The 24,285-nt window shown below is 48.6% G+C and carries 13 protein-coding genes; all 13 read right to left on the bottom strand.

The features are described 5' to 3' along the window. Window positions 1-52: 52 nt before the first annotated feature. Window positions 53-1,864 (bottom strand): methyl-accepting chemotaxis protein, encoded by a 1,812-nt coding sequence (locus ACKU41_RS19245; RefSeq protein ID WP_319779200.1) that lies wholly within the window; start codon window positions 1,862-1,864, stop codon window positions 53-55. A 215-nt stretch (window positions 1,865-2,079) separates the two neighbouring features. Beyond that, window positions 2,080-2,382, bottom strand: coding sequence for a Dabb family protein (locus tag ACKU41_RS19240; RefSeq protein ID WP_319779199.1), 303 nt, complete (start codon window positions 2,380-2,382; stop codon window positions 2,080-2,082). Window positions 2,383-2,489: 107 nt separating this feature from the next. Then, on the bottom strand, window positions 2,490-4,295 hold the full coding sequence (locus ACKU41_RS19235) for a methyl-accepting chemotaxis protein (protein WP_321403138.1): 1,806 nt from the start codon (window positions 4,293-4,295) through the stop codon (window positions 2,490-2,492). A 377-nt stretch (window positions 4,296-4,672) separates the two neighbouring features. Continuing rightward, a complete protein-coding gene (ldhH, locus tag ACKU41_RS19230; RefSeq protein WP_319779197.1) occupies window positions 4,673-6,832 on the bottom strand; it encodes an L-lactate dehydrogenase (quinone) large subunit LdhH in 2,160 nt (719 codons plus the stop codon). A gap of 2 nt (window positions 6,833-6,834) precedes the next feature. Then, window positions 6,835-7,458 (bottom strand): lactate utilization protein, encoded by a 624-nt coding sequence (locus ACKU41_RS19225; protein ID WP_321403135.1) that lies wholly within the window; start codon window positions 7,456-7,458, stop codon window positions 6,835-6,837. Between the two features lie 214 nt (window positions 7,459-7,672). Further along, window positions 7,673-8,863 carry an acetate kinase gene (locus tag ACKU41_RS19220; RefSeq protein WP_321403134.1) on the bottom strand — a complete coding sequence of 397 codons (1,191 nt, stop codon included), beginning with the start codon at window positions 8,861-8,863 and terminating at the stop codon, window positions 7,673-7,675. Continuing rightward, window positions 8,864-10,981 carry a phosphate acetyltransferase gene (gene pta, locus ACKU41_RS19215; protein WP_319779193.1) on the bottom strand — a complete coding sequence of 706 codons (2,118 nt, stop codon included), beginning with the start codon at window positions 10,979-10,981 and terminating at the stop codon, window positions 8,864-8,866. It lies immediately after the preceding gene. Window positions 10,982-11,190: 209 nt separating this feature from the next. Further along, window positions 11,191-12,483 carry a (Fe-S)-binding protein gene (locus ACKU41_RS19210; RefSeq protein WP_319779192.1) on the bottom strand — a complete coding sequence of 431 codons (1,293 nt, stop codon included), beginning with the start codon at window positions 12,481-12,483 and terminating at the stop codon, window positions 11,191-11,193. 1 nt (window position 12,484) lies between these two features. Beyond that, window positions 12,485-13,870, bottom strand: coding sequence for an FAD-linked oxidase C-terminal domain-containing protein (locus ACKU41_RS19205; RefSeq protein WP_319779191.1), 1,386 nt, complete (start codon window positions 13,868-13,870; stop codon window positions 12,485-12,487). Between the two features lie 108 nt (window positions 13,871-13,978). Next, window positions 13,979-15,691 (bottom strand): L-lactate permease, encoded by a 1,713-nt coding sequence (locus tag ACKU41_RS19200; RefSeq protein WP_319779190.1) that lies wholly within the window; start codon window positions 15,689-15,691, stop codon window positions 13,979-13,981. Window positions 15,692-15,923: 232 nt separating this feature from the next. Continuing rightward, the gene (nifJ, locus tag ACKU41_RS19195; protein ID WP_321403129.1) at window positions 15,924-19,448 is read right to left on the bottom strand and encodes a pyruvate:ferredoxin (flavodoxin) oxidoreductase; all 3,525 of its coding nucleotides are present in this window, start codon (window positions 19,446-19,448) and stop codon (window positions 15,924-15,926) included. 431 nt (window positions 19,449-19,879) lie between these two features. Then, entirely contained in the window at window positions 19,880-21,358 is a 1,479-nt protein-coding gene (locus ACKU41_RS19190; protein ID WP_321403127.1) for a sigma-54 dependent transcriptional regulator, read from the bottom strand. Further along, window positions 21,351-24,011: an ATP-binding protein gene (locus ACKU41_RS19185; protein WP_321403125.1), complete on the bottom strand. Its 2,661-nt coding sequence runs from the start codon at window positions 24,009-24,011 to the stop codon at window positions 21,351-21,353. The genes ACKU41_RS19190 and ACKU41_RS19185 overlap by 8 nt, the downstream gene beginning before the upstream one ends. Window positions 24,012-24,285: the final 274 nt, after the last annotated feature.

Below are 24,285 nucleotides of genomic sequence, written 5' to 3'. Positions count from 1 at the left end.
CTCCAATTGCGTAGGTCACAAGGACAGAATAATCCAATCCTAGCAGAACACACTACTCTTCACTTCGCAATTCTTCAACCAGATTAAGAAGTTCCTGAACTTCCGCTGTGAGCGAGCGGGTTCCTTCTGCTGCAGTCTGGCTGTTACGGGCATTTTCCTCAGTCATGGAATCAATTTCACCGACGCTGCGGTTGATCTCATCTGAAGTGGCGGACTGTTCTTCTGCTGCGGTAGCGATTGAACGTACCTGATCTGCTGAATTACCAGCCAGCTCGACAATCTCATCCAGCATTTCGCCCGAGGAGCGTGAAAGGTCAGTAGCACTTGCTACAGCGTCTACAGTGGAATCCATCCCCCTCACATTCTCACGGGCCAACTTCTGAATTGAATTAATACTGTTTTCAACCTCTTCGGTAGCACCTATGGTCTTTTCAGCAAGCTTTCGAACCTCATCGGCAACCACAGCAAAGCCTCTTCCGGCATCGCCTGCACGGGCAGCCTCAATAGCGGCATTCAAAGCCAACAGATTGGTCTGATCTGCAATGTCATTAATTACACCCAAAACGTTGCCGATATCCACAGCCTGTGTATCAAGATGCTCCATAGACTCCTTCAGATTGGAAGTACGTTCCTGAATGTTGCCCATGGCAGCAATAACATCCTGCACAACCTTGGCTCCCTCACGAGCCTTTTCCATGGACCTTTCAGAGCTCTCATTGGTTTCGGTGGCATTCCTGGCAACTTCAAGAACGGTCGCATTCATTTCTTCCATGGCAGTAGCGGTTTCAGCCACGCGCTGCTTCTGGAATTCGCTCCCGCGCTGAATTTCTTCAGCACTGCTGGAAACGTCACTTGTGATGCTAGAAACGCGCTCAACTACTTCCTGCAACCTGTTTGCAGCAGCAAGCATACCTTCCTTCTTGGCGCCCTCGGCCCTTATCTGGGCTTCGCGGGCCTGAGCAGCGGATTCTTCTGCAATACGGGCCTGTTCCTGAGCTTCGGCTTCCTTAGCCTTGATGTTTTCAAGGTTGGAGGACAAGGTTCCGACCATAGTATTAAGAGCCGTCTGCAAGGTGGATATTTCATTACGTCCTTCGGGATTAAGTGAAACATCCAGATTACCTTCCGCAACCTCAGTGGCTGCCTTGGTAGATTCAACCAGAGGATTTACAATGGACCGAATCAGGTAGATGGCAAGAGGCAACACCAATAGCAGCAGAACTGCACCTGCACCAAGAACGATCTTCATGGTATAGCTGTTAGCGCTTTCACGCATTTCATTACCCATCTTGGTGGTTTCTACTTCGATATTATCAATGTAGACACCGGTACCGATCCACATGTCGGTTCCGGGAATCATCATGGAATAGCTGATCTTGGGCTGAATACCGGCTCCAGGCTTATCAAAGTAATACTTCACAAATCCGCCACCGGCATGAGCAGCCTTGGAAAGTTCCCGGATGAGAAACAGGCCGTTCTGATCCTTCAGTCCGCCGAGATCCTTGCCTTGCAGGGACTTCTTGGGCGGCATGACCATATTTACAGTTCCCTTGTATACGAAAAAATAACCGGAGTTATCACTCTCAAACCGAACCGGATCAAGAGCTGCACGAAGGAATTCCAATCGTTCCTCTTCCCCGGAAACAACATTCATCTCTTCACCTAGCGAACGGGCCATGGCTAGAGTGGCAACCTTAACCTTGTCCTTCTGGTCCTGAAACATGATTTCCTCAGTACTACTCACACCGAAGGCTGTTATGTCCCGAATGGCTCCCAGAAAGAAAAAACCGGTAACGATCAAAAAAAGCACCATCAAAGCCAGCAGCATAAAAAAACGTGCGCCTATTGATAAATTCTTCAACATAGGCCCTCCCCTTGTTTACGGATTTGAAAACTAATTTTGCCAGCCTTACTTAAAATATACATCTTTGGTGGAGAATTTCAATTTTTTTAGCAACTTTTATGAAACAACTTCATATTACTTTCTAATAATATAAGCATTACATCCTGAAATACCAGTGGACAAAAAAAGGCCAAAGACAGTATGTCTCCGGCCTTTGAAAGCATATGTTCCTATAACTAGATCACGTAATCGATAGCATCGCGGGAAGTCACCACTTGCTTAATGAAAGCAACGCATTCCTGATGCAGGGGGTGAACTGCATAAGTCTGCAGATCTTCTTTACTATCAAACTCTGAATAAAGAACCATGTCCCATTTCTGTGTGGCTTCAAAAACATCCACACTGACTTCAACATGTTTGAGTTCAGCAATCTTGCCGTTAAGGGCTTCAATCATTTCTTTGACTTTAGCTCCGTTTTCAGCAGCAGTTCCGCCTGCAGCTTCTTCTTTCAGGTTCCACATTACGATATGTTTAATCATTTTTCCTCCGTTCCCTTAGTGCATATATAAACAGGACAATGGCTTCGATATTTCGAAAATTCATTAAAGCTTATTTTCGTAAGCTGTACAAGATAAAATCAGCCTGCTTAACTCCTGAGTTCCTCAACCAGTGCCACCAGAGCGTCTACCTCACGGGAAAGGTTGGTAGCCGCCTCGGCTGCGAGCATGCTGTTACGGGCGTTGTCTTCAGTCATGGAATCAATTTCAGCGATACTGCGGTTAATCTCGTCGGAAGTAGCGGACTGCTCTTCTGCTGCAGTGGCAATGGACTGGACCTGTCCGGCTGCATTGGAGGCCAGTTGTACAATCTCGGACAAAACATCTCCAGACGCACGGGAGTGTTCTGTTGCTCCGCCAATAGCCTCTACAGCTGTGCGCATACCTTCAATATTCTGTTTGGCCAACCTTTGAATGGAAGAAATAGACTTATCCACTTCATCAGTAGCACCGATAGTCTTTTCAGCAAGCTTGCGTACTTCATCTGCGACAACAGCAAATCCCCGTCCTGCTTCACCTGCACGGGCAGCCTCAATGGCAGCGTTCAGGGCCAACAGGTTTGTCTGGTCTGCAATATCATTAATTACGCTCATTACATTACCAATTTCTATGGATTGGGTATTGAGCTGATCCATAAGCTGTTCCAGTGCGTTTGTCTGGTTTTGAATACCGACCATGGATTCGATGGTACCTTGCACAACACCTTGACCTTCTGCAGCCTTATCCCTCGTCATTTCGGTGTCTTCATTGGTTTCAGTGGCATTCCTGGCAACTTCAAGAACAGTAGCGTTCATTTCTTCCATGGCAGTTGCAGTCTCGGCAATACGCTGCTTCTGGAAATCGCTGCCGTTCATGATTTCATTAGTGGATTTTTCGACATCCCTTGAAATTTTCACAATATTATTAAGCACACTCTCTAGCTTGGTTGCAGCGGCCAACATACCTTCCCGCTTGGCTCCCTCTGCCTGCTGACGTGCTTTTTCTGCTTCGGCAGCCATGTTTTGAGCGACTCTGGCCTGTTCTGCAGACTCAGCCTCCTTACGCTTGATATCCTTGAGGTTGGCATCAAGGGTTTCAACCATGGTATTGAGGGAAGACTGCAGAGTAGAAATCTCACTTTTGCCGGCAGGATTGAGAGAGATAGACAAATCTCCTTCAGCTACACGGCTGGCAGCATCTGTAGCATCCTGAATAGGCCTGACAATTGAACGTACGATGACAATACAAAGCGGGGTAAGAATAAAGAGAAGCAACGCCAGCATGATCAGAACAATCCTAATTGTCTCGGCCTTGACGGCATCCCCCAACTCCTGATTAATGCGGGCTTTTTCAGCATCAACATTATCAATATAAACACCGGTCCCGATCCAAAGATCACTGCCCGGAATCATTGTCGCATAGGCAAGTTTAGGCTGAAGGCCTTTGCCCGGTTTGTCGAACACGTACTCTACAAAGCCGCCACCGGCATGTGCTACTTCTGAAAGCTCTTTAACAAAATATACGCCGTTCTTGTCTTTTGCTCCCCCAAGATCCTTCCCCTGCAATGACTTCTTAGTGGGAACAGTAATTACTGTAGTTCCACGGTAAACAAAAAAGTACCCGGACTTATCTTTTTCAAAGCGGAAATGATCCACAACCTTGCGTACATAAGCTATTTTCTCATCCTCACCATTAATGTCTTTAATGTGCGCTGCCAACATATCAGCGGCAGCCTGCGTGGCGACTTCAATCTTGTCCTTGTGCCCCCGCACCATACCGGTTTCCACTTCATGGATTCCAACACCTACTACGGATTTAATTTCCAAAAGGAACATGCCGCAACATAGCATTATAAATACCAGTGTTGACACAAGCAATAACACAAAACGTCCGCCAATTGACAAATTCTTCAACATATTTCTCTCCAGAAAACATAAATTCAGGACAACCCATGAGGCACAAAAAACACCACATCTTACGTGCCACCCCATATATTCTACAGCCTTAAAGCTGACGATACACACATATCGTCAACATAACAACAAAAGTTAATACTTATAGAACTATAAAAAAAATTTTTACATACTAAATATAAAATATTGTATAGTTAATACAATAAAAAAGGCTTTTCCATCGGGCGAGCGAATGGAAAAGCCTTAGATGCGCGGCCTGTAACCGGTGTTTTCAGTTGCGAGGTGAAGGTACCGGATTTGGAGGCATATTACATGCCGCAGCTTAAACCACTGTCCGCGACCGGCAAACAAAGCCGCGGACAGTGAGCGTGTGTCGATTGTTATTTTCTGCGTTGAGCCATGTATTCAGCAATGTGTCTGACTTCAAGGTCAGCACCCTGCTTCTTGGCACCGCCTCGAATCTGCATTACGCAGCCGGGGCAGTCGGTCAGCAATACTTTAGCACCGCTTTCCTTCGCATTATTGATTTTCTTTTGAAGCAGCTGTTCGGAAATCTTGGGGAACTTAACAGAGTAGGTTCCGCCGAAACCGCAACAGACTTCTTCTTCAGCACTTTCTTTATAGTCCAGTCCGGCTTTGACCATGAGCTCACGGGGAGCTTCTTTAACATCCAGACCACGGCAGAGGTGGCAGGGAGCGTGATAGGTCACAGATTCGCCGGCGGAATCAAGGAAGTCTTCTTTTTCAACACCAAGTACATCGTTCATGAAGGAGCTGTAATCGATGACTTTATCAGCGAAGTCCTGAACGCGCAGAGCGTACTGGGCATCTTTGCCAAGCATTTTTACATAGTTATGCTTCAGATGAGATGCACAGGAAGCACACATGGTGATGATGTAGTCACAATCGGTAGCTTCAAAGGCTTTCATGTTCTGGAGAGCAACGTCTCTGGCGCTATCGATTTCACCCATCATCTGCAGCGGCAGACCGCAGCAGGACTGATCCATGGGGAATTCAAAGTCAACGCCTTTGTTCTTCATACTTTCAACGGTTGCTACAGACTGTTCGGGATAAACGAAGTCCTGTACGCAGCCGGAGAAGAGTGCCACTTTATGCTTAGTTTCAGCAGGCTTGGCAGGCTTAACTTTAGCCCACATATCCCTGAAAGGTACTTCAGCCACAGTGGGCAGCGCACGGAAGTCGTGGTCCGGTGCGAAGATCATGGGCAGGTGGCGCATAAAACCGTCTTTAGCTTTCACAGGCTTCTGGGCATGCTTAGCAATGCGCAGGAACTTGTGGAAGAGCTTGCGGTTCTTCATCATTTTCGCGAGGAAGGAGGAGTACATGGGATGTCCTTCTTCTTCCAGAATGCGGGCCTGAATGTCTTTAATCAGACCGGGCAGGTCAATTCCACCTGCACAGATTTCCTTACATGCTCCACAGTTAATGCAGTTTTGAACAAGGTTCTTAGCCTTATCAGTACCGTGGTAGAAATAAGTAAGGATGAGGCCGATAGCCCCGATATAGATATGGCCCATTTTGTGGCCGCCAACCATACGGTAGACAGGACAAACGTTGGCGCAGGCACCGCAGCGTACGCAGCGATGGACCTGAGAGAACACCGGGTCCTTTGCGAGAGCGCGTCTTCCATTGTCCAAAAACACGAAGTGCACTTTCTTCCTGTCATCCTCAGCCGCAGCACACTCGTTGGACCCGGTGATCCAGGTAACATAAGAGGTGATCGCCTGCCCGGTTGCGTTACGGGGCAATGCTTTGATCACACGCAGAGCGTCATGAAGTTTAGGGGTCAGTTTATCGAGACCCATGAGAGCAACATGCACTCTGGGCAGGGTGGTAACCAGTCGGGCGTTACCTTCGTTGGTAACGAGACCGATGGAACCGGTTTCAGCGATAGCGAAGTTACCGCCGGAAATACCCATATCAGCTTCCACAAATTCCTGACGAAGCTCGCGACGTGCAACCTTGACAAGAGCCTGGACATCATCGCCCTGCTTCTGGCCGGTCACGTTGGAGAAAAGGTCACTGACCTGATGGCGGGAAAGGTGAATCGCAGGCATAACCATGTGAGAAGGACCTTCATGGCGCATCTGGATAATCCATTCACCGAGGTCGGTTTCTACAACCTTGAGGTTCAGGTCATCTTCAAGATGATGGTTGAGCAGGGTCTCTTCCGCAGTCATGGACTTGGATTTAACGATAGTCTTGCAGTTTTCTTCCATAGCGATGCGGCCGATGATTTCATTGGCTTCCTTGGCATCCTTGGCAAGATGAACTACAGCACCACGCTTTTCAGCTTCTTCCTTGAACTTGAGATAAAGTTCGTCGAGTCTCTGAGCTGAAGCATCTTTTGCAGCGGCGATCTCACTGATCAGCGCTTTTTCATCCATACCTTTGAACGCATTGGCCCGGCTGGCGCGGTAGGCAACAGCAAAGTTATCCATTGCGGTTCTGAGAAAATCATTACCAAGAGATTCTTTGATCTCTTTTCTGTATTCTTTAAGGTTCTTAGCGTCCTGCATGATTAGTCCTCCAGAAGAAGAATATGAAGTTCAAGGGGACCGTGTACACCGATTGCGAGAACGCGCTCAATGTCGGCAGTACGGCTGGGTCCGGTGATGAATGCGGTATAGTTACCTTCCATCATATTGCCTTCCATCCATGATTCGAGATCGTAGGAATTATCCACAATCTGGGACTTGGGCAGAACCGCCACATGAACTTCACTGATCATGGTGGCAAGTCTCAATTCTTCACTAGGACAGTTGAGTACGATAGTGCCTGTTTCGGAAATACCGCGATCGGCATAAGAAAAAGCAATATCAATACCACCGAGGTGGTTACGGACGCTATCCTTAATGAGGGCGAAACCATTTTCTTCACACTCTTTTTCCAGCGCAGCAGATTCTTTATCTGTGAGTGCAGGAGCAACAATGGTTTTACCTGTCTTGGTGGCACAAAACTGCTCTGCTTTGTTGGAGAGGTTCTGTTCACAACCGGAAACAAGCAATTTACAGGCTTCTTTCTTTCCGCAAAGATCCATAGTGTACTTGTAAGCTTCATCCATAGAAGAGATCTCAGTCACTACAGCGGATGCAAGCCCAGCTTTATCGGTAAAAAGCTTTACACTTTCAGCTTTAGCTGTCATTTTTCCCCCAAATACGATGGTCGATATTATAATAACATCTTCCGTTAATATTTCCGTAATACCGCTCAATCCCTTCCACAAGATGGCGGCACAGCCTCTTCCACAGGCTGATACGGACCGTTTCCATCAGGTCATCCTTCATGAGGAAGACCTGTCCATTTTTACCGGGGTGAAGTCTTCCACACTTCACCCCGGTTTTTTTAATATATACTTATTACAGTCCGAGAACTGTTACAGTATCATTTGCGATTTCAAGTTCTTCGTTGGTGGCGATGATAGCGACCTTAACGGCACCGTCGTCATCACTGATGAAGGAGGGAGTTCTATCCCAGTTTTCGTTCTTGTCTTTATTGATGGTGATGCCGAAGTTTTCGAGACCTGAGAGGCAATTCTCACGGTAAACTTCGTCGTTTTCACCGATACCAGCAGTGAATACGATGGCATCTACACTGCCCAGTTCGAATGCGTAAGCACCGATGAACTGGCGGACGCGGTGGCAAGCCATGTCCAGAGCGAGTTTGGCTTTTTCGTCGCCTTCTTTGATACGGGCGTGAATATCGCGCAGGTCGTTGGAACCGCAGATACCTTTAAGACCGGACTCATTGGTAAGGGTGGCAACAACTTCAGCAGCACTCTGCTTGGTTCTTTCAGCGATGAAACCTACGATCGCGGGATCAATATCACCGCAACGGGTTCCCATGATGATACCGCCGAGAGGAGTCAGTCCCATAGAAGTGTCATAGCACTTACCGTTCTTGACTGCGGAAATGGAAGCACCGTTTCCGAGGTGGACAGTAATGATGTTGCACTCTTCAAGAGGCTTACCGAGAAGCTTTGCAGTTTCGCGGGCAACATACTTGTGGGAGGTACCGTGAGCACCGTATCTTCTGAGGCCCCAGTTTTCATAGTACTCGTAAGGAACGCCGTACATGTATGCTTTGGGTTCCATGGTCTGGTGAAAAGAGGTATCGAATACGGCAACCTGTCTTACACCGGGGAACAGTTCCATAGCGGTTTCAATGCCGATGACATGACCGGGGTTGTGCAGAGGTGCGAGAGGGATGCAGTCCCTGATGCCCTGCAGAACCTTTGCATCGATTTCAACAGGCTCGAAGAAAAGCTCACCACCGTGAACAATGCGATGACCGATAGCAGCGATTTCAGCTTTATCTTTTACAACACCTTTATCAGCAGCGGTAAGCAGGTTGATAACTTCAACCATACCTTCCCTGTGGGTGGGGAAAGGCTGTTCGGCAGTATATTTTTCGCTTGTTTTGTATGAGATGCTGCCCATCTCTTCACCGATACGTTCAACGATACCGGAAGCAAGATCGTTACCGGTGTTCATGTCGAGAAGCTGGTATTTGATAGAAGAGCTACCAGCATTAATAACTAAGATTTTCATTTAGATTTGTCCTTTTTCGGCGGCTGCCTGAATTGCTGTGATTGCGACAGTATTAACAATATCCGGAACAGTACAACCTCTGGAGAGATCGTTTACAGGTTTATTCAGACCCTGGAGTACGGGGCCGATAGCCACTGACTGTTCTGCGGAGCGCTGTACAGCCTTGTAGGTATTGTTACCGGTATTAAGATCGGGGAAGATAAACACGGTAGCCTGTCCTGCTACTTCACTGTCGGGAAGCTTGGTGCGTGCAACAGAAGGATCAATAGCTGCATCGTACTGCAGAGGTCCTTCGAGTTTCAGCTCGGGATTGCGTTCCTTGGCGATTTTGACTGCTTCCTTGACTTTTTCAACGTCAGCACCCTTACCGGACTGACCGGTGGAGTAAGACATGAGAGCCACACGTGGTTCAACACCGAATATTCTAGCAGTCTGAGCGGAGTTCAGTGCGATCTCAGCCAGCTGTTCTGCATTGGGGTTCGGGTTAACTGCGCAGTCACCGAATACGAGTACACGGTCTTTGAGGCACATCAGGAAGACACTGGATACGATGGATGCATCGGGCTTGGTCTTGATGAACTCGAAAGCAGGACGGATGGTCTGTGCAGTTGTTGTGATAGAGCCGGAAACCATACCGTCAGCATCACCTTTGTGGACCATCATGGATGCGAAGTATGTGGGGTCCATCATGCGGTCACGGGCATCGGACATACGGATACCCTTGTGCTCACGCAGTTTGAAGTAGGTTTCGCTGTAATCGTCTAACTGCGGTGCTGATTCGGGATCAATAATACGCACATCGTGCATTTCAAGACCGAGCTGGGAAATCTTTCCGGTAACATCTTCGGCCTTACCCAGCAGTACGATATCTGCAACGCCGCGGCGGGTCAGGATATCAGCTGCACGCAGAACCCTTTCACTCGTTCCTTCGGGAAGAACGATGGTCTGTTTGTGGGCTTTAGCCTTTTGAACCAGCTTGTACTCGAACATTTTAGGAGTAACTTTGCTGGACTTGTTGGTTACCAGACGATGTCTGAGTTCATCCGCATCAACGTTCGATTCAAAAGTTCCGAGAGCGGAAGCGGTTTTACGCTGATCTTCAGGATCGATTCTTCCGTACAGTTCACTCAGCAGTTGTGTAGTGCGGTAAGTGTTTGTGGACACGGAAAGGATGGGAGTGGGAACACCGGTCCAACCTTCGATCAAGCGATGTACGCTGGCGCTGGGCTGCAATCCTCCGGTCAGCAGGATACCGGAAATATCCGGGAAAGAGCTGGAAAGACGGGAAGCCAGAGAACTGAGAATAATGTCGGAACGGTCACCGGGTGTGATAATCAGACTGCCGTCTTCGATGTATTCAAGGAAGTTGCCGATACGCATAGCAGCGATAACATAGTCATCAACGAGTGTATCGAGTCTTCCGTGACCGTAAAGGACAGTACCGTTCAACCATTTGCGAACGTCATTCATGCTGGGGTTGCCCAGACTTTCATTTTCATCAATACCATAGACGAGAAGTTCCTGAGCGCATCTGGTTTTGCACTTGATGCTGGAAAGGATTTCTTTTTTCTCATCACCGGTAACGGTAAGTCTGTTGATGATTGCGGCTACGGTGTCAACGCCTTTATCTTCAAGAGCATCAATTACGAGCTGGGTTGATGCGATGATGTCGTCAGCACTCTTCCCTCTTCCGTTGGCAACAAGAAGAACGGGACAGCTAAGGTTGGCGGCGATTTCCGCATTGATGTCGAACTCGAAGTTCTGGTCTTTACCCTGAAAGTCGGTTCCTTCGCAAAGGACAAAATCATATTTCTCTTCAAGTAAGCTGTACTTGTTAAGAATATTCTCCAGCAGCAGGGAATGTTTGCCGCTGTTAATGAGTTCCCTTGCTTCCTTCAAGGTGTAGGCATAGGTATCCTCATAATTGATATCCAGATTGAAATGCTTCATGATCAGGTTGATGTCGTGATCACGGTCTCCAGTCTGACTATCATTAATGATGGGACGAAAGAAGGCGACATGCTGCAGGTCTCTCAGCAACAGTTGCATCACGCCCAGAGCAATGGCAGATTTTCCACTCTTTTCTTCTGTGGCAGTGATGTAAAGGTTTTTAGACACTGGGATTATCTCCTGTGTATAAGCACGGACAGCTGGAACCTTCAGAGCCGCATTTGAAGAGTCCGCACTATTTCAATAAGTTAATCTTGGGCCGGATCGAACTATGGAGATCCTACAAACCCGAAAATTGCTTCCAGCCAATCCCTATATGAACTTTTTTTGATTAAGTAGTCCAGAATGAAATCATTCTGGACTACTTTCGTATACAACTAAAGGGAGTCAGCGTATATTTCGAGAACGTGTTTCACCTCTACCCCACCGCCGGTCTGGGACAGCATGTCCCCCAGCTGCATCATGCAGGCAGGACATCCGGTGGCTGCAACCTGAGCACCCGCATCGCGGACATTGCCCGCCTTGCGTTCACCGATGCTCTTGGAAAGGTCGTAATGGTAAAGGTTGAAAGAACCACCGCAGCCGCAGCAACGGTTGGCTTCATTCATTTCTTTGAACTCATAGTTCTCGTTAATTTTCAGCAAGGTACGGGGCTGAGCGGTAACACCAAGCGATTTAGAGAGGTGGCAGGGATCGTGGTAGGTAACGACCTTTCCGCCCTTCTTGGATTCCGCAGGAGCCTTAACGCCCACGATGTCAACGAGGAATGCGTTAATATCCATAGTCTTAGCTGCAAGATCCTTAACTTTTTCAACAAAAACAGGATCTTCGTTATCAATCATTTTAGGCCAGGTCTCATGCAATGTGGCTGTGCAGGTTGCACAGGGAGTCACCAGATAATCATAGGTTCCGTTTTCGAAAGCCTTGATGTTCTGCTTCATGAGAGTAACCATGGTATCAGCATCACCGGAAGCCAGTGTGGGGATACCGCAGCAGGCCTGTCCCTTGGGCAGAAAGATACCGACACCGTGATGTTCGAGAATCTTGATTGCCGCATGGCCGACGTTGGGGAACATCTTGTCCACAACACAGCCGGGGTAGAACGCTACTTTCAGTCCGCTCTTGCCGCGGGGGGTATCCAGTTCGGGATAATCCTTACGGAAAGGCTTCTTAGCCAGAGGCATGAAGTGACGTTCCCCGAGGAGCGGATTCAGCATGGCACAGCTTGCAGCACCGGAGGCCTGGTCGGCGATTTTTGCAAACGGGCCCTGAAACTTCGCACTCATCTCAGTCAGGGTGTTAAAGAGTTTGGGGCGGGTAAGCAGCCCTTTGAAGATCATTTTCTTGGCCGGTGAAAGTCCCTTGTAAGAGGTGACGATTACTCTGGCCTTAATGAAAATATCCATGATCTTTACGCCGGAAGGACAGTTGGCAGCACAGGAACCGCAAAGCAGACACCTGTTGAGCTTTTCATTAACCTGATCAGCGTCTTTGACCATTTCATGGGCAAGCTTCTCAAGCAGGGCGATCTTGCCTCGGGTAACGTCAGCTTCCCGCATGGTTTCGGCAAAGACAGGACATACAGCCTGACACATACCGCACTTCATGCAGGCGGCCATCTGGTCGTCCAGCTCCATGAGGTTTTGTGCTAATTGTTTGAGATCTTCCATCCTAAACGTCTCCAATGATCTTGGTAGGGTTCAGGATGCCTTTCGGATCGATAGCACGCTTCATTTTCAGAGAGTATTCAAGAGTAGCTTTGGAAGTCTCTTTCTCCATCCATTTGGATTTTGCCATGCCGATACCGTGTTCTCCGGAAAGGGTTCCTTTCAGTGAAAGAGCAACTTCAAAGATTTCGTTGACTGCTTCTTCAACACGGTGGAACTCTTCTTTGTCACGGTTATCACAGAGGATGGTGGGGTGCAGGTTACCATCGCCGGCGTGACCGAAAGTTCCGATATTAATTTTATACTTGGCTGCAATCTTCTCCAGACCATCCATCATTGCAGGAATCTGGGAACGGGGAACAGTTGCATCTTCAAGAACAGTAGTCGGTTTCGCACGGGCAAGAGCCGGCAGCGCATTACGGCGTGCAGTCCAGAGAGCTTCACGTTCTTCAGCGGTTTCTGCCATCTTGACTTCGTTGGCACCGCACTTCTTACAAATGTTAACAACCTTCTCGGCATCTTCGATTACTTCAGCCTGATGGCCGTCAACTTCGATGAGCAGAATAGCACCGGCATCGGTAGGCAGACCTGCTTTAGTATAGTCTTCCACGTAACGGATGGTGGAGTTATCAAGGAACTCGAGAGTACAAGGCACAATGTGGCTGGCGATGATGGAAGCAACGGTTTCAGATGCTTTGTGAACATCAGGGAACACAGCCATCATAGCCTTGGATGCCTTCGGCGGAGGAACAAGCTTGAGGATGATGTTGGAGAACACACCCAGAGTTCCTTCGGAAGCAACCATGAGTCCTGCAAGGTTATAACCGGTTACGCACTTAACAGTACGGGAACCGGATTTGATCAGGTCACCGTTTACATCATAGAAATCCATGCCCATGACATAATTTTTGGTAACACCGTATTTGAGTCCGCGGAGTCCGCCTGCGTTCTCGGCAACGTTACCACCGATGGTGGAAACTGCCTGAGAACCCGGATCCGGGGGATAGAAAAGTCCTTTTGCGGCGACCTGTGCTGCAAACTGTGCAGTCACAACACCGGGTTCTACTACTGCGTAGAGGTCCTGCTCGTTGATTTCGAGGATTTTATTAAGACCGTTGGTCAGGACAACAACACCGCCGGGGTGGGGAATGGTACCGCCGGAAAGGTTTGTTCCTGCACCGCGAACGGTCATTGGCAGGCCGTGTTCGTTACAAAGCTTGGTTACGGGACCGAGCTGTTCGGTGGTGGTAGGCTTAACTACGAGTGACGGTACCTGGGGATCGAGTACAGCAGAATCGTAAGAGTACGCATGGAGGTCAGCCTCTTCGTGCATGACGTTTCCAGCACCTACAATCTTTTCAAAGTCTTTTGCTAATTTAGCGTTGGACATGTTTTTTTTGCTCCTGAATCTAAAAAACAATCATTTATATAAATCAATCTGGACTAATTAAACTCTCAGGGCCGGAGCCGTCTCCGGCCCTGAGGGGACGTTATTTAATTAGAACAGAGTCGGGTACATTACGAAGGAAAGTACGCAAGCGATGACACCTACAACCACACCGTATACGAGGAAGGGCCATACAGTACGCTTGAGGATTGCGCCTTCCATACCGGAGAGGCCGACAACTGCGCATGCTGCAACGATGTTGTGGATGCAGATCATGTTACCCATTGCGCCACCTACAGCCTGTGCAGATACGATGATCTGACGGGGCAGTTCGAGCTGAGCTGCAACACCCCACTGGAATTCAGCGAAGAGCAAGTCGGATACAGTGTTGGAACCGGTAATGAAGGAACCGAGACCACCAACGAAGGATGCGAACATGGGCCAGGTCTGACCGGCGAGGCCGGATACAGCTTCAGCCAGTGCCAGAGGCATGGATGTGTAACCGTTGGGATTCAATGCTGCATCAGCAATACCGGAACCGCGGAAGATGGATACCAGCGCTACAGAGAAGAACAGTGCGATGGTGGGGTTCTTCATTTTAGCAATTGCTTCTTTCCAAGCGGTAGCTGCTTTGTCAGCAGGCATGCCGTGGATAAAGATGGTCAGTACTGCAACCAGAGCAAAAGGAATGGTACCGGGGAGGTACAGAACCTTGATGGAGTTGTTTACAGATGCAAAACCGAGGATATTTTTAAAGGGAATTCCAACACCTGCGAGCATACCTTTCAGGCCGAGCTCGGGGATACGGGTAACAACAAGGATAAGACCGATAAGGATGTAAGGGGTCCATGCCTTGAACTGGCTCATGTGAGCTTTGAATTCACCGGAGTTTTCAGCAGATACGGAACCGGTCCATTCAGCATCCCAAGTGGAGGGTGCGCCGAAGTCCCAAGTTTTTTCAGGTACGCAGAAACCTTTTTTAGCACCGAAGACAGCAATACCGAGACCGACAAGACCACCGATAAGGGAAGGAAACTCAGGGCCTACGAACCATGCAGTGAAGAGGTAAGGTACGGTGAAAGCGGTAGATGCGAAAAGAGAGAATTTCCATGCTCCGAAACCTTCAGACCAGCTCTTGTTTTCACCGAAGAAACGGGTCATGAAGCCGAGCATGAAGATGGGAAGGATGTAAATCATGGGCAGGTGCATTACAGTAGACCACTGGCCGATGATAGCGTCGAAAGCTTCCATGGAATGGAAGTTCAGACCGGGAACTGCAGCTGCAACAGCCTGATCAACATAAGAAGTCAGGTATTTCATACCGAGGATAATCGGGGTACCAACAGCACCGAAGGTTACGGGGAAAGAGTTGAATACCAGACACATTACGACTGCACATAGGGGGGGGAACCCGAGGCTGAGGAGCAGCGGAGCTGCCAGAGCTGCGGGAGTACCGAAACCTGCGGCACCCTCGATGAATGCTGCAAACAGGTAACCGATGATAATAACCTGTACACGGCGGTCACGGCTGATACCCTGAAAACCGTACTGGATGGTTTCCATACCACCGGAATACTGCAGAGTATAAAGAATGATAATCGCCCCGAAAACAATGATCAGGACGCCGATAGCGGTGATAAAACCGTGAATGGTAAGAGCAGCAACGTAAGCTGCGGGCAGGTTCCAGACTGCAATTGCGCCTGCAACAGCAGAAAGCCATGCAACGGGCATAGCTTTAGTAGCAGGCCAGCGCATACCGACCATCAGTACCAGAGCCAGTACGATCGGGATGATCGCTACGAGGGCCAAAATTCCTACAGACATGTTTCCTCCTTAAGCATAAAAGAAATGCTTTTGTTCTTGCCGTCCTCTGATGAAAACCCATTCATCATACCACATAAGAACGACACAGGCTCAACTTTTTTTTTAATAAGTCTCGTTGAAGCGACTTATGCCCTGCCCTTCTCTCTCTACGACACCTTCCACAATTCGTAGATAGAAAGCGGGTGCTGCGGACGGGCCACCTGTGCAGGCCCGTCCGCAGGCGCGGGTGCTGCTATTTGCTTTCGCTGTAATCAGCGTCAGCCATGTATTTTAAGATTTCATACCGTTCGTTGTAATCTTTTTCGATTTTCGCGCGGTACTCTTTGGAAGCTTCAGGGTTGATGCGCTCAAGAAGACCGTAACGGTTTTCGCCGCCCATGAACTCCTGCATGGTTCCGTCAGGAGCTTTGGACTCCAGAACGAAGGGGTTCTTGCCTTCTTCAGCAAGCATGGGGTTGAAGCGGTAGAGCGGCCAGTAACCGGAATCTACTGCCAGCTTCATTTCAAGCTGAGTCTTGCCCATACCTTTGCGGATACCCTGGTTGATGCAGGGAGCGTAGCAGATTACGAGAGAAGGACCGGGGTAAGCTTCTGCTTCCTGGATTGCCTTCATGAACTGCTGTTTGTTTGCGCCCATGGATACGGAAGCAACGTATACGTAACCGTAGCTCATCATCATGCGGGCAAGGTCTTTCTTGCCGGTGTTCTTACCGCCGGCTGCGAACTTGGCGATGGAGCCGAGAGGAGTAGCCTTGGAGGACTGACCACCGGTGTTGGAGTATACTTCAGTATCCATTACAAGGATATTGATATCGCGACCGGAAGCGAGAACGTGGTCAACACCGCCGAAGCCGATGTCGTATGCCCAACCGTCACCACCGAATACCCAGAGGGATTTCTTGGTGAACAGTTCTTCCATGTCAGCGATCTCAGCGAGGAGTTCGGTCTGGGGAGCACCGTAGATGCCGTCCACAACTTTCTGACCGTACTCTTCGGAGAGAGCAGAGTTATCTTTGTTTTCCAGCCATGCCTTCATGTCAGCTTCGAGTTCAGCGGGAACGCCTGCTTCGATTGCTTCATTCACGAGGTCAGCCAGTTTTTCACGGCGATGCGAAATACCCATTTCGATGCCGTATCCGAACTCAGCTGCATCTTCGAACAGGGAGTTGCCCCAAGCGGGACCGTGACCGTTCTTGTTGGTGCAGTAAGGAGTGGTCGGAGCGGATGCACCCCAGATGGAGGAACAACCGGTGGCGTTGGCAATGATCATGCGTTCGCCGAAGAGCTGGGTGAGAGCCTTAACGTAGGGAGTTTCACCGCAACCGGCACATGCACCGGAGAATTCCATAAGAGGACGCTGGAACTGGGAACCCTTAACAGTGGTTCTGCTCATGAGATTGTCCTTTTCAGGAACGGTCTGAGCAAAATCAAGGTTGGGAACTTCAGTATCAAGCTGAGAAGCGATAGGCTTCATAACCAGAGCGGACTCTTTTGCGGGGCAGATGTCTGCGCAGTTACCGCAACCGAGGCAGTCCTGAGCATAAACCTGCATGCGGTACTTAAGGCCTTTGAGCTCTTTACCCTTTGCATCAACAGTTACAAAGGATTCAGGTGCGTCTTTCAGCTCTTCTTCAGTTACGAGCACGGGGCGGATGGCAGCGTGGGGACATACAAATGCACACTGGTTACACTGGATGCAGTTCTCAGGCAGCCATTCGGGAACGTTGATAGCAACGCCGCGTTTTTCGTACTGTGAAGTGGAAAGAGGGACGAGGCCGTCAGGATCAAATGCGGAAACAGGCAGGTTGTCTCCTTTCTGAGCCAGGATGGGACGGACGATATTTTTGATATAGTCCGGATCATCAGAAACGGAACACTCGTCATCAGTGAGGTTTTTCCAAGATTCAGGAACTTTGATTTCAACAAGGTTGGCAACAGCCTGGTCAACAGCAGCGTTGTTCATGTTGACAATCTTGTCACCTTTCTTGCCGTAAGCCTTTTTGATGGACTCTTTGAGGTATGCAACAGCATCGTCAAAAGGAATAACATCAGCAAGCTTAAAAAATGCAGTCTGCATAACCATGTTGATACGACCGCCGAGACCGACTTCAGCTGCAATCTTAACAGCGTCAATGGTGTAGAACTTGAGGTTCTTTTCAGCGATAGTGCGGCGCAGTTCAGCGGGGAGTTCCTTCTCCATGTCTTCTGCAGACCAGGGAGAGTTGATCAGGAAGGTTCCGCCGTCTTTGATGCCTTCAAGCAGATCGTACTGATGTACGTAGCTGGAGTTGTGGCATGCGATGAAGTCTGCGCTGCTTACCAGGTAGGTGGACTGGATGGGGCTGTGGCCGAAACGCAGGTGGGACATGGTGATACCGCCGGACTTCTTGGAGTCGTATGCGAAGTATCCCTGTGCGTACATATCGGTTTTGTCACCGATAATTTTAATAGCCTGTTTGTTAGCACCGACAGTACCGTCAGCACCGAGACCCCAGAATTTACACTGAACAGTTCCTTCGGGAGTGGTGTCCATATCGGGACCTACTGCGAGGGAAGTGTTGGTAACGTCGTCTTCGATACCTACGTTGAAGTGGTTCTTGGGACCTGCAGCCTTCATGTTGTCGAACACGGCTTTAACCATGTTGGGGCGGAACTCTTTGGAACCGAGACCGTAACGACCGGCGGTGATTACGGGGCTCATGCCGCTTTCCATGAATGCGGTGCAAATATCCTGGTACAGGGGATCGCCGAGAGAGCCGGGCTCTTTGGTGCGGTCCAGTACAGTGATGTTGGTGCAGGTTGCAGGAAGAACGTTGAGGAAGAACTCGGTGAGGAAAGGACGGTACAGGCGGACTTTGATCAGACCGACTTTTTCGCCTTCAGCAACGAGTTTGTTAACAACTTCTTCAATGGCTTCACAGCCGGAACCCATAGCAACGATAACTCTTTCGGCTTCGGGATGACCCACGTAGTCGAAAGGTTTGTAGTAACGACCGGTCAGGTCGCCGACTTTCTTCATGCAGCTGGTTACGATAGCGGGGAGCTGGTCGTAGAAGCCGTTAGCTGCTTCGCGTGCCTGGTAGTAGATGTCAGGGTTCTGAGCAGTACCGCGAATAGAAGGATTCTCAGGATTCATACCTCTTGCGCGGAAAGCTGCAACCGCATCCCAATCAACGAGAGACTTCATGTCTTCGTAATCGATAACTTCGATCTTCTGAATTTCGTGGGAAGTACGGAAACCGTCAAACATGTGCAGGAAAGGCACACTGGATTCGATGGCTGCGAGGTGGGAAATAAGAGCGATATCCATGCATTCCTGAACGGAGCTGGATGCCAGCATAGCAAAACCGGTCTGGCGGCAAGCCATTACGTCCTGATGATCACCGAAGATAGAAAGGGCCTGTGCTGCGAGTGCACGTGCGGAAACATGAAAAACACCGGGAAGAAGTTCACCGGAGATTTTGTACATGTTGGGGATCATGAGCAGGAGACCCTGCGATGCAGTATAAGTAGAAGTAAGAGCGCCTGCAGCGAGAGCACCGTGTACGGCACCGGCAGCGCCAGCTTCAGACTGAAGCTGTTTTACGTTGAGAACCTGACCGAAGATGTTCTTGCGGCCCTGTGCTGCCCACTCTTCTGCGACTTCACCCATGGTGGATGAAGGAGTGATGGGATAGATGGCTGCAGTATCGCTCATCGCATAGGAAACGTGAGCGGTAGCTGTGTTACCATCCATAGTTTTCATGTTCTTAGCCATTAAGTAAGCTCCTTAAGAGATTTAATGTAGTAACCTCACCGAGTAATAAAAACCTTGCTGAAACAATCGGAACCCAAGGCGCAAGGTTGAACACTCACATAAGCCATAGTTATCAATTTGCGTGCCAAACCATGAAAGAAAGATAAAACCATGGATATTCAGCTAGTTAAGCAAACTACTTTTTTTTATTTTAAAGTACTCACTCAAGCCTGTCCGAATTTTAAGACAAATCAAATGTCTGAAAAAAATCATTCTTCCTTGACTGAACCGTCACATTGGAGAAAAAGCCCGCATCCCAACACTCTCGGCTAGCCGCACACAAAAAAAGCCTTGTCCTCAAAAAAAGACAAGGCTTAGTCTTAAAATCCAGACTGAACACTTATTCAATGATTATTTTACATTACGCAGCTCATATAAAGCCCTCACTCCCACTAATCATTAATCCCGTGCTTCTTTAAAAGAGCATAGAAATGGGACCGTGAAAGGCCTGATATTTTTAAGATTGACGCAGTATCTCCCTGATGCCTCAGGAGTAATTCTTCAAGATACTTTCGCTCGGCCATGCCTTTGAAAACTTTTAGCGGCGGGAGATCTTCAGTAAGTATTTCAGATACAGCTCTATTGAACACTGAATTGTTGTTCAACTCTCTTTTGTCTTTTTTTTCAGACACAGTTTCAAGGCGCTGTGCAGATGCCTGTTGCGCTTCATCCTGATCGCTTCGGCTCTTTTTCTTTAAGTTTGATTTGGCCAATTTTATGCGCAATGCATCGGAAAGATGCATGGCATATATGGTATTACCTGATCCGGCTGCCACAAAAGCCTGCTCAACGACATTAAAGAGCTGACGGACGTTGCCCGGCCAGTCGTAGTTATCCAGAACGTCATAAAAATCAGAGCTGGCCACCTTTGGCGGAACTCCGTACTGCGAACTGAGCCGCGAAAGATGAAAGGAAGTCAACTCACGGATGTCCCCCTCCCTATCGCGCAGAGGGGGCAGGTGTATATGTATGGTCTGGATACGATAAAGCAGATCCTGCCTGAAATCACCACGGCTGACCATGGCTTCGAGATCACGGTTGGTCGCAGCAATAAGCCTGAAATCGGACTTGAATTCCCGGTTCTCACCCACCGGGCGGTATGCACGCTCCTGCAAAACACGCAGGAAGGATTTCTGGACGGCAAGGGGCATCTCCCCTACTTCGTCGAGAAAAAGAGTACCTTTGTCCGCCAGCGGAATCAGGCCCTTACGGTCAGACTGCGCACCGGTAAATGAACCGCGCTTGTGTCCGAAAAGTGTGGATTCCACCAGAGTTTCGGTAAGCGAAGCACAGTCCACCACAACAAAATTATTATTGGATCGTTTGGAGTTCTCATGGATGGTCTGGGCAAAAAGCTCCTTACCGGTCCCGGTTTCACCATTAACCAATACGTTGGCATCCGAACCTGAAGCATGGGCCACCAGATCATAACACATTTTTATTTCGGTACTTTTACCGACAATATTATCAAGATTAAGGGCAACACATTGAGCCTTATTCTTTTTTTCATTGTGGAATTCAAGTGCGCGGCGCATGGAGAGCGTGATCTGCTTCACAGAAGAAGGCTTGACCAGAAAATCCCAGGCCCCACCTTGAATGGCCAATTCCGCCCCGTCAGCATCGCCCTTCCCGGTCAGGATTATAACTTCCGGGTCCCCCGAGGAATCTTTGACCTGGTGCAGATAATCGAGCCCGTTGCCGTCCGGCAGGGAAATATCAAGAAAGACAAGATCAAATTCAGCGGACTTGACCTTTGAAAGACCGTCCCTCAGGTTATAGGCGCTAACCGCCCCATGCCCAGCACGGGCAATAAGACTCTCAATAGTTTCGCAGACCTGCACATCATCATCAATAATAAGAATGTTACCCATCTATGTTCCCCGTTGAAGAAAGAACTTCTCTGATTGCGTCAGCTATAATTGTTTTATTGTACGGCTTCATCAAAACCTTCCTGACACTTTTTACATCGTATTCGGCATCAGCCACATAACTGAGCACATTGCGCCTGCCGGAAACAACCAGAATCGGCATTTGCGGAGCTACTTCCTGAACCATTCTGGCAAGTTCAAGACCATTCGTCTGCGGCATATCGTAATCGGTTATCATCAGGTCAAACCGTCCGGGCTCATCCACTATCAGGTTAAACGCCTGTTCCGGAGAAGCAAGGGCCGTTACGTCATAGCCGAGGCTTTCCAGAATACGGGGTGTGGTTTCCAGTTGGTCTTCATCATCCTCAACAAAGAGAACATTTTCCTGTCCCAGGGGTAACGCGCCGTATTTCTTGCGGACCACATCCCCCAATTGCTCTTTTACCGGAAGGAATATTTCAAAACAGGTCTTAACATGCGGCACGCTGTTCACGGAAATTCCGCCTCCATGCCCTTTGATCAGACCATGCACAACAGCCAGCCCAAGACCGGTACCTTCTGCCTTACCTTTGGTAGTAAAGAATGGATCAAAAATTTTATCAAGTATTTCAACAGAAATACCCGGCCCATCATCCGAAATCTCCAGCCGCAGATAATCTCCGGGAGCCACTCGCATAAACTGGGCCTGCTCTTCTTCCACTTCCACAGTAGTCAGGGCAACATCAATACGCCCGCCCCTGCCCTTCAGTGCATGAAAAGAGTTGGTACACAGGTTCATAATAACCTGATGAATCTGGGTCGGGTCGGCCATGACCAGCGGTGCCCCTTCAGGCACATGGGCTGATACCCGAATATTTCGCGGCAGTGAAGCCTTAATAAAATCGACAGTCTCCTTGACGACCTCACCTATATCAGTAGGTTTGAAGCCTTCCTGTGAAGGACGGCTGAAGGTCAGAATCTGTTTAACCACCCGGCTGCCGCGCTGGGCGGCTTTTATGGCCCGGTCAAGATCTTTCCAGGTAAGGGTCCCTTCCTCAATATCGCTTAAAGCCAACTCCACCGAGTTCATAATTGATGTCAAGATGTTGTTGAAATCATGGGCGATTCCCCCGGCCAGTGTACCGATAGCCTCCATCTTCTGGGATTGCAGCAACTGTTTCTCAAGATTGACCTTACGGGTTACGTCCTCCGCTGTGGAGAGAGTACCGACAACCTCCCCTTTTTCATTATAAAGGGGGACCTTATTGATTTCCAGCCAGACCGGTTCTTCGCCTTCACGGATTAACGACCAGTTAATACCCATACGCGGTTTACCGGTCTGCAGGACCTTCTTTTCCCATACTGCAGCCTGCTCCGCAAATCTGCGGTGAACATCGACTTCGGCATCGGTAAGTCCTACCAGAGCCCAAGGTGATCCCAGCCCGAAAAAATCGGTAAAGGAATGGTTGGCTCCAAGATAACGCTGGCTCTTATCCTTCCAGCAGATCAACAGCGGAATGGTATCCATAAGGATTTCCTGAAACGAGAGCTGAGCCTTTATGCGCTTTTCCACCTTACGGCGCTGGAGAATGGAAATAACAAGCATGACAAGAATAAGGCTCAATCCCAGAATGGAAACAATAATGGTCCAGAAGACCTGCTTATCGAGTTTATAAAAATAATCCGGCTCATTAATTATAACACTGTCTTCGGGAAGCAGGCTACTGCTAATCTTGAATCTTTCCAGAACATTATAATCAAACATATAGTATTCATTAGTGGCTTTGATCACCCGTTGCTCAGGTATTTTTCCGGTTTTGAGCACATGCAGGACCATTTCAGCGGCCTTACGCCCCTGATCGGTACCGGAAAGAAGTTTTCCTCCCACAATCCCATGACCGAGCAGGAATTCCCAGACACTGAAAATCATCACCGGAGAATTCTGGGAAATAATACTGAGCACCTCTTCAGAAGAAAGAAGCTCCCCGTGTGCACCCTTATAAAACGGGGTAAAAAGCAGAATTTCTTTCTTGCCCATAGTCCGGGAACGAGCCAGCAGATCCACAAGCGACATATCATTCCAGTACTCAAAATTGAGAATTCCCTTAAAAAGAGGTTCTGCCTGCCTAATCTGCTCCCGGATGGCCTTTGAAGTAACGGACTGGTCTCCTACCACAACAACCTTTCGCACTTCAGGATTAATTTTCAATGCGAGATCAAGATTATCTTTGATGTCAGGGTTTTCCAGAACCCCGCAGTAATTATCGAGTCCCGCAATCACTTGCGGGCGGAAATCATTTATGCCGCAAAAGATAACCGGTACGCCCGGAAAAAAAGTATCCCGGTAACGGAGCATGAAATTTAGAGCATTGTTATCCGACACAACAATGGCCGAAAATTTGTATTTCTGATATTTGAATACGTAATAAGAGTGCAGAATTTCCATAAATTCCTGCCCCTTAAACCGCTTCGTATCCATGTACTCGATATGCATGTCAATATTCATCCCGCTCTCGGAAAAATAACTGCGGACCCCCTCCAGAATTTCATCCGACCACTTGTAGCCGTTCTGATAAGAATTCAGGTAAAGAACATTACGCTTATCGCTTTCAGCCAACGCGACGGAAGCCAAAAAAACGCTTACAATAAGCAAAGTTACAGCGAATATATGTTTCACTTTCTGTGTTCTCCGGTTAATATTCCCTCAAGCGGGGATGTCGCGGGATAAATATCAACAATCCCTTACGACTTCACAAAACCAAGCCTTTTATACACTATACAAAAAGTGTACCGAATTAAATTAAATTTCATGCGATCTGCATATATTATAATTCAAAACAATTTAATTTTAAAAAAACGGCTCAACGCCCACACCCCGCCTTCGGAGGATTCTATGACCTGCTGGTAAACAATGACCGCAGCACAATCCTCGCTGTATCAGATATGGGATT

The organism is Maridesulfovibrio sp. (assembly GCF_963678865.1).
Lineage (GTDB): Bacteria > Desulfobacterota > Desulfovibrionia > Desulfovibrionales > Desulfovibrionaceae > Maridesulfovibrio.
Note: the sequence above shows the minus strand (reverse complement) of the source record. Positions and strands in the feature narration are given on the sequence as shown.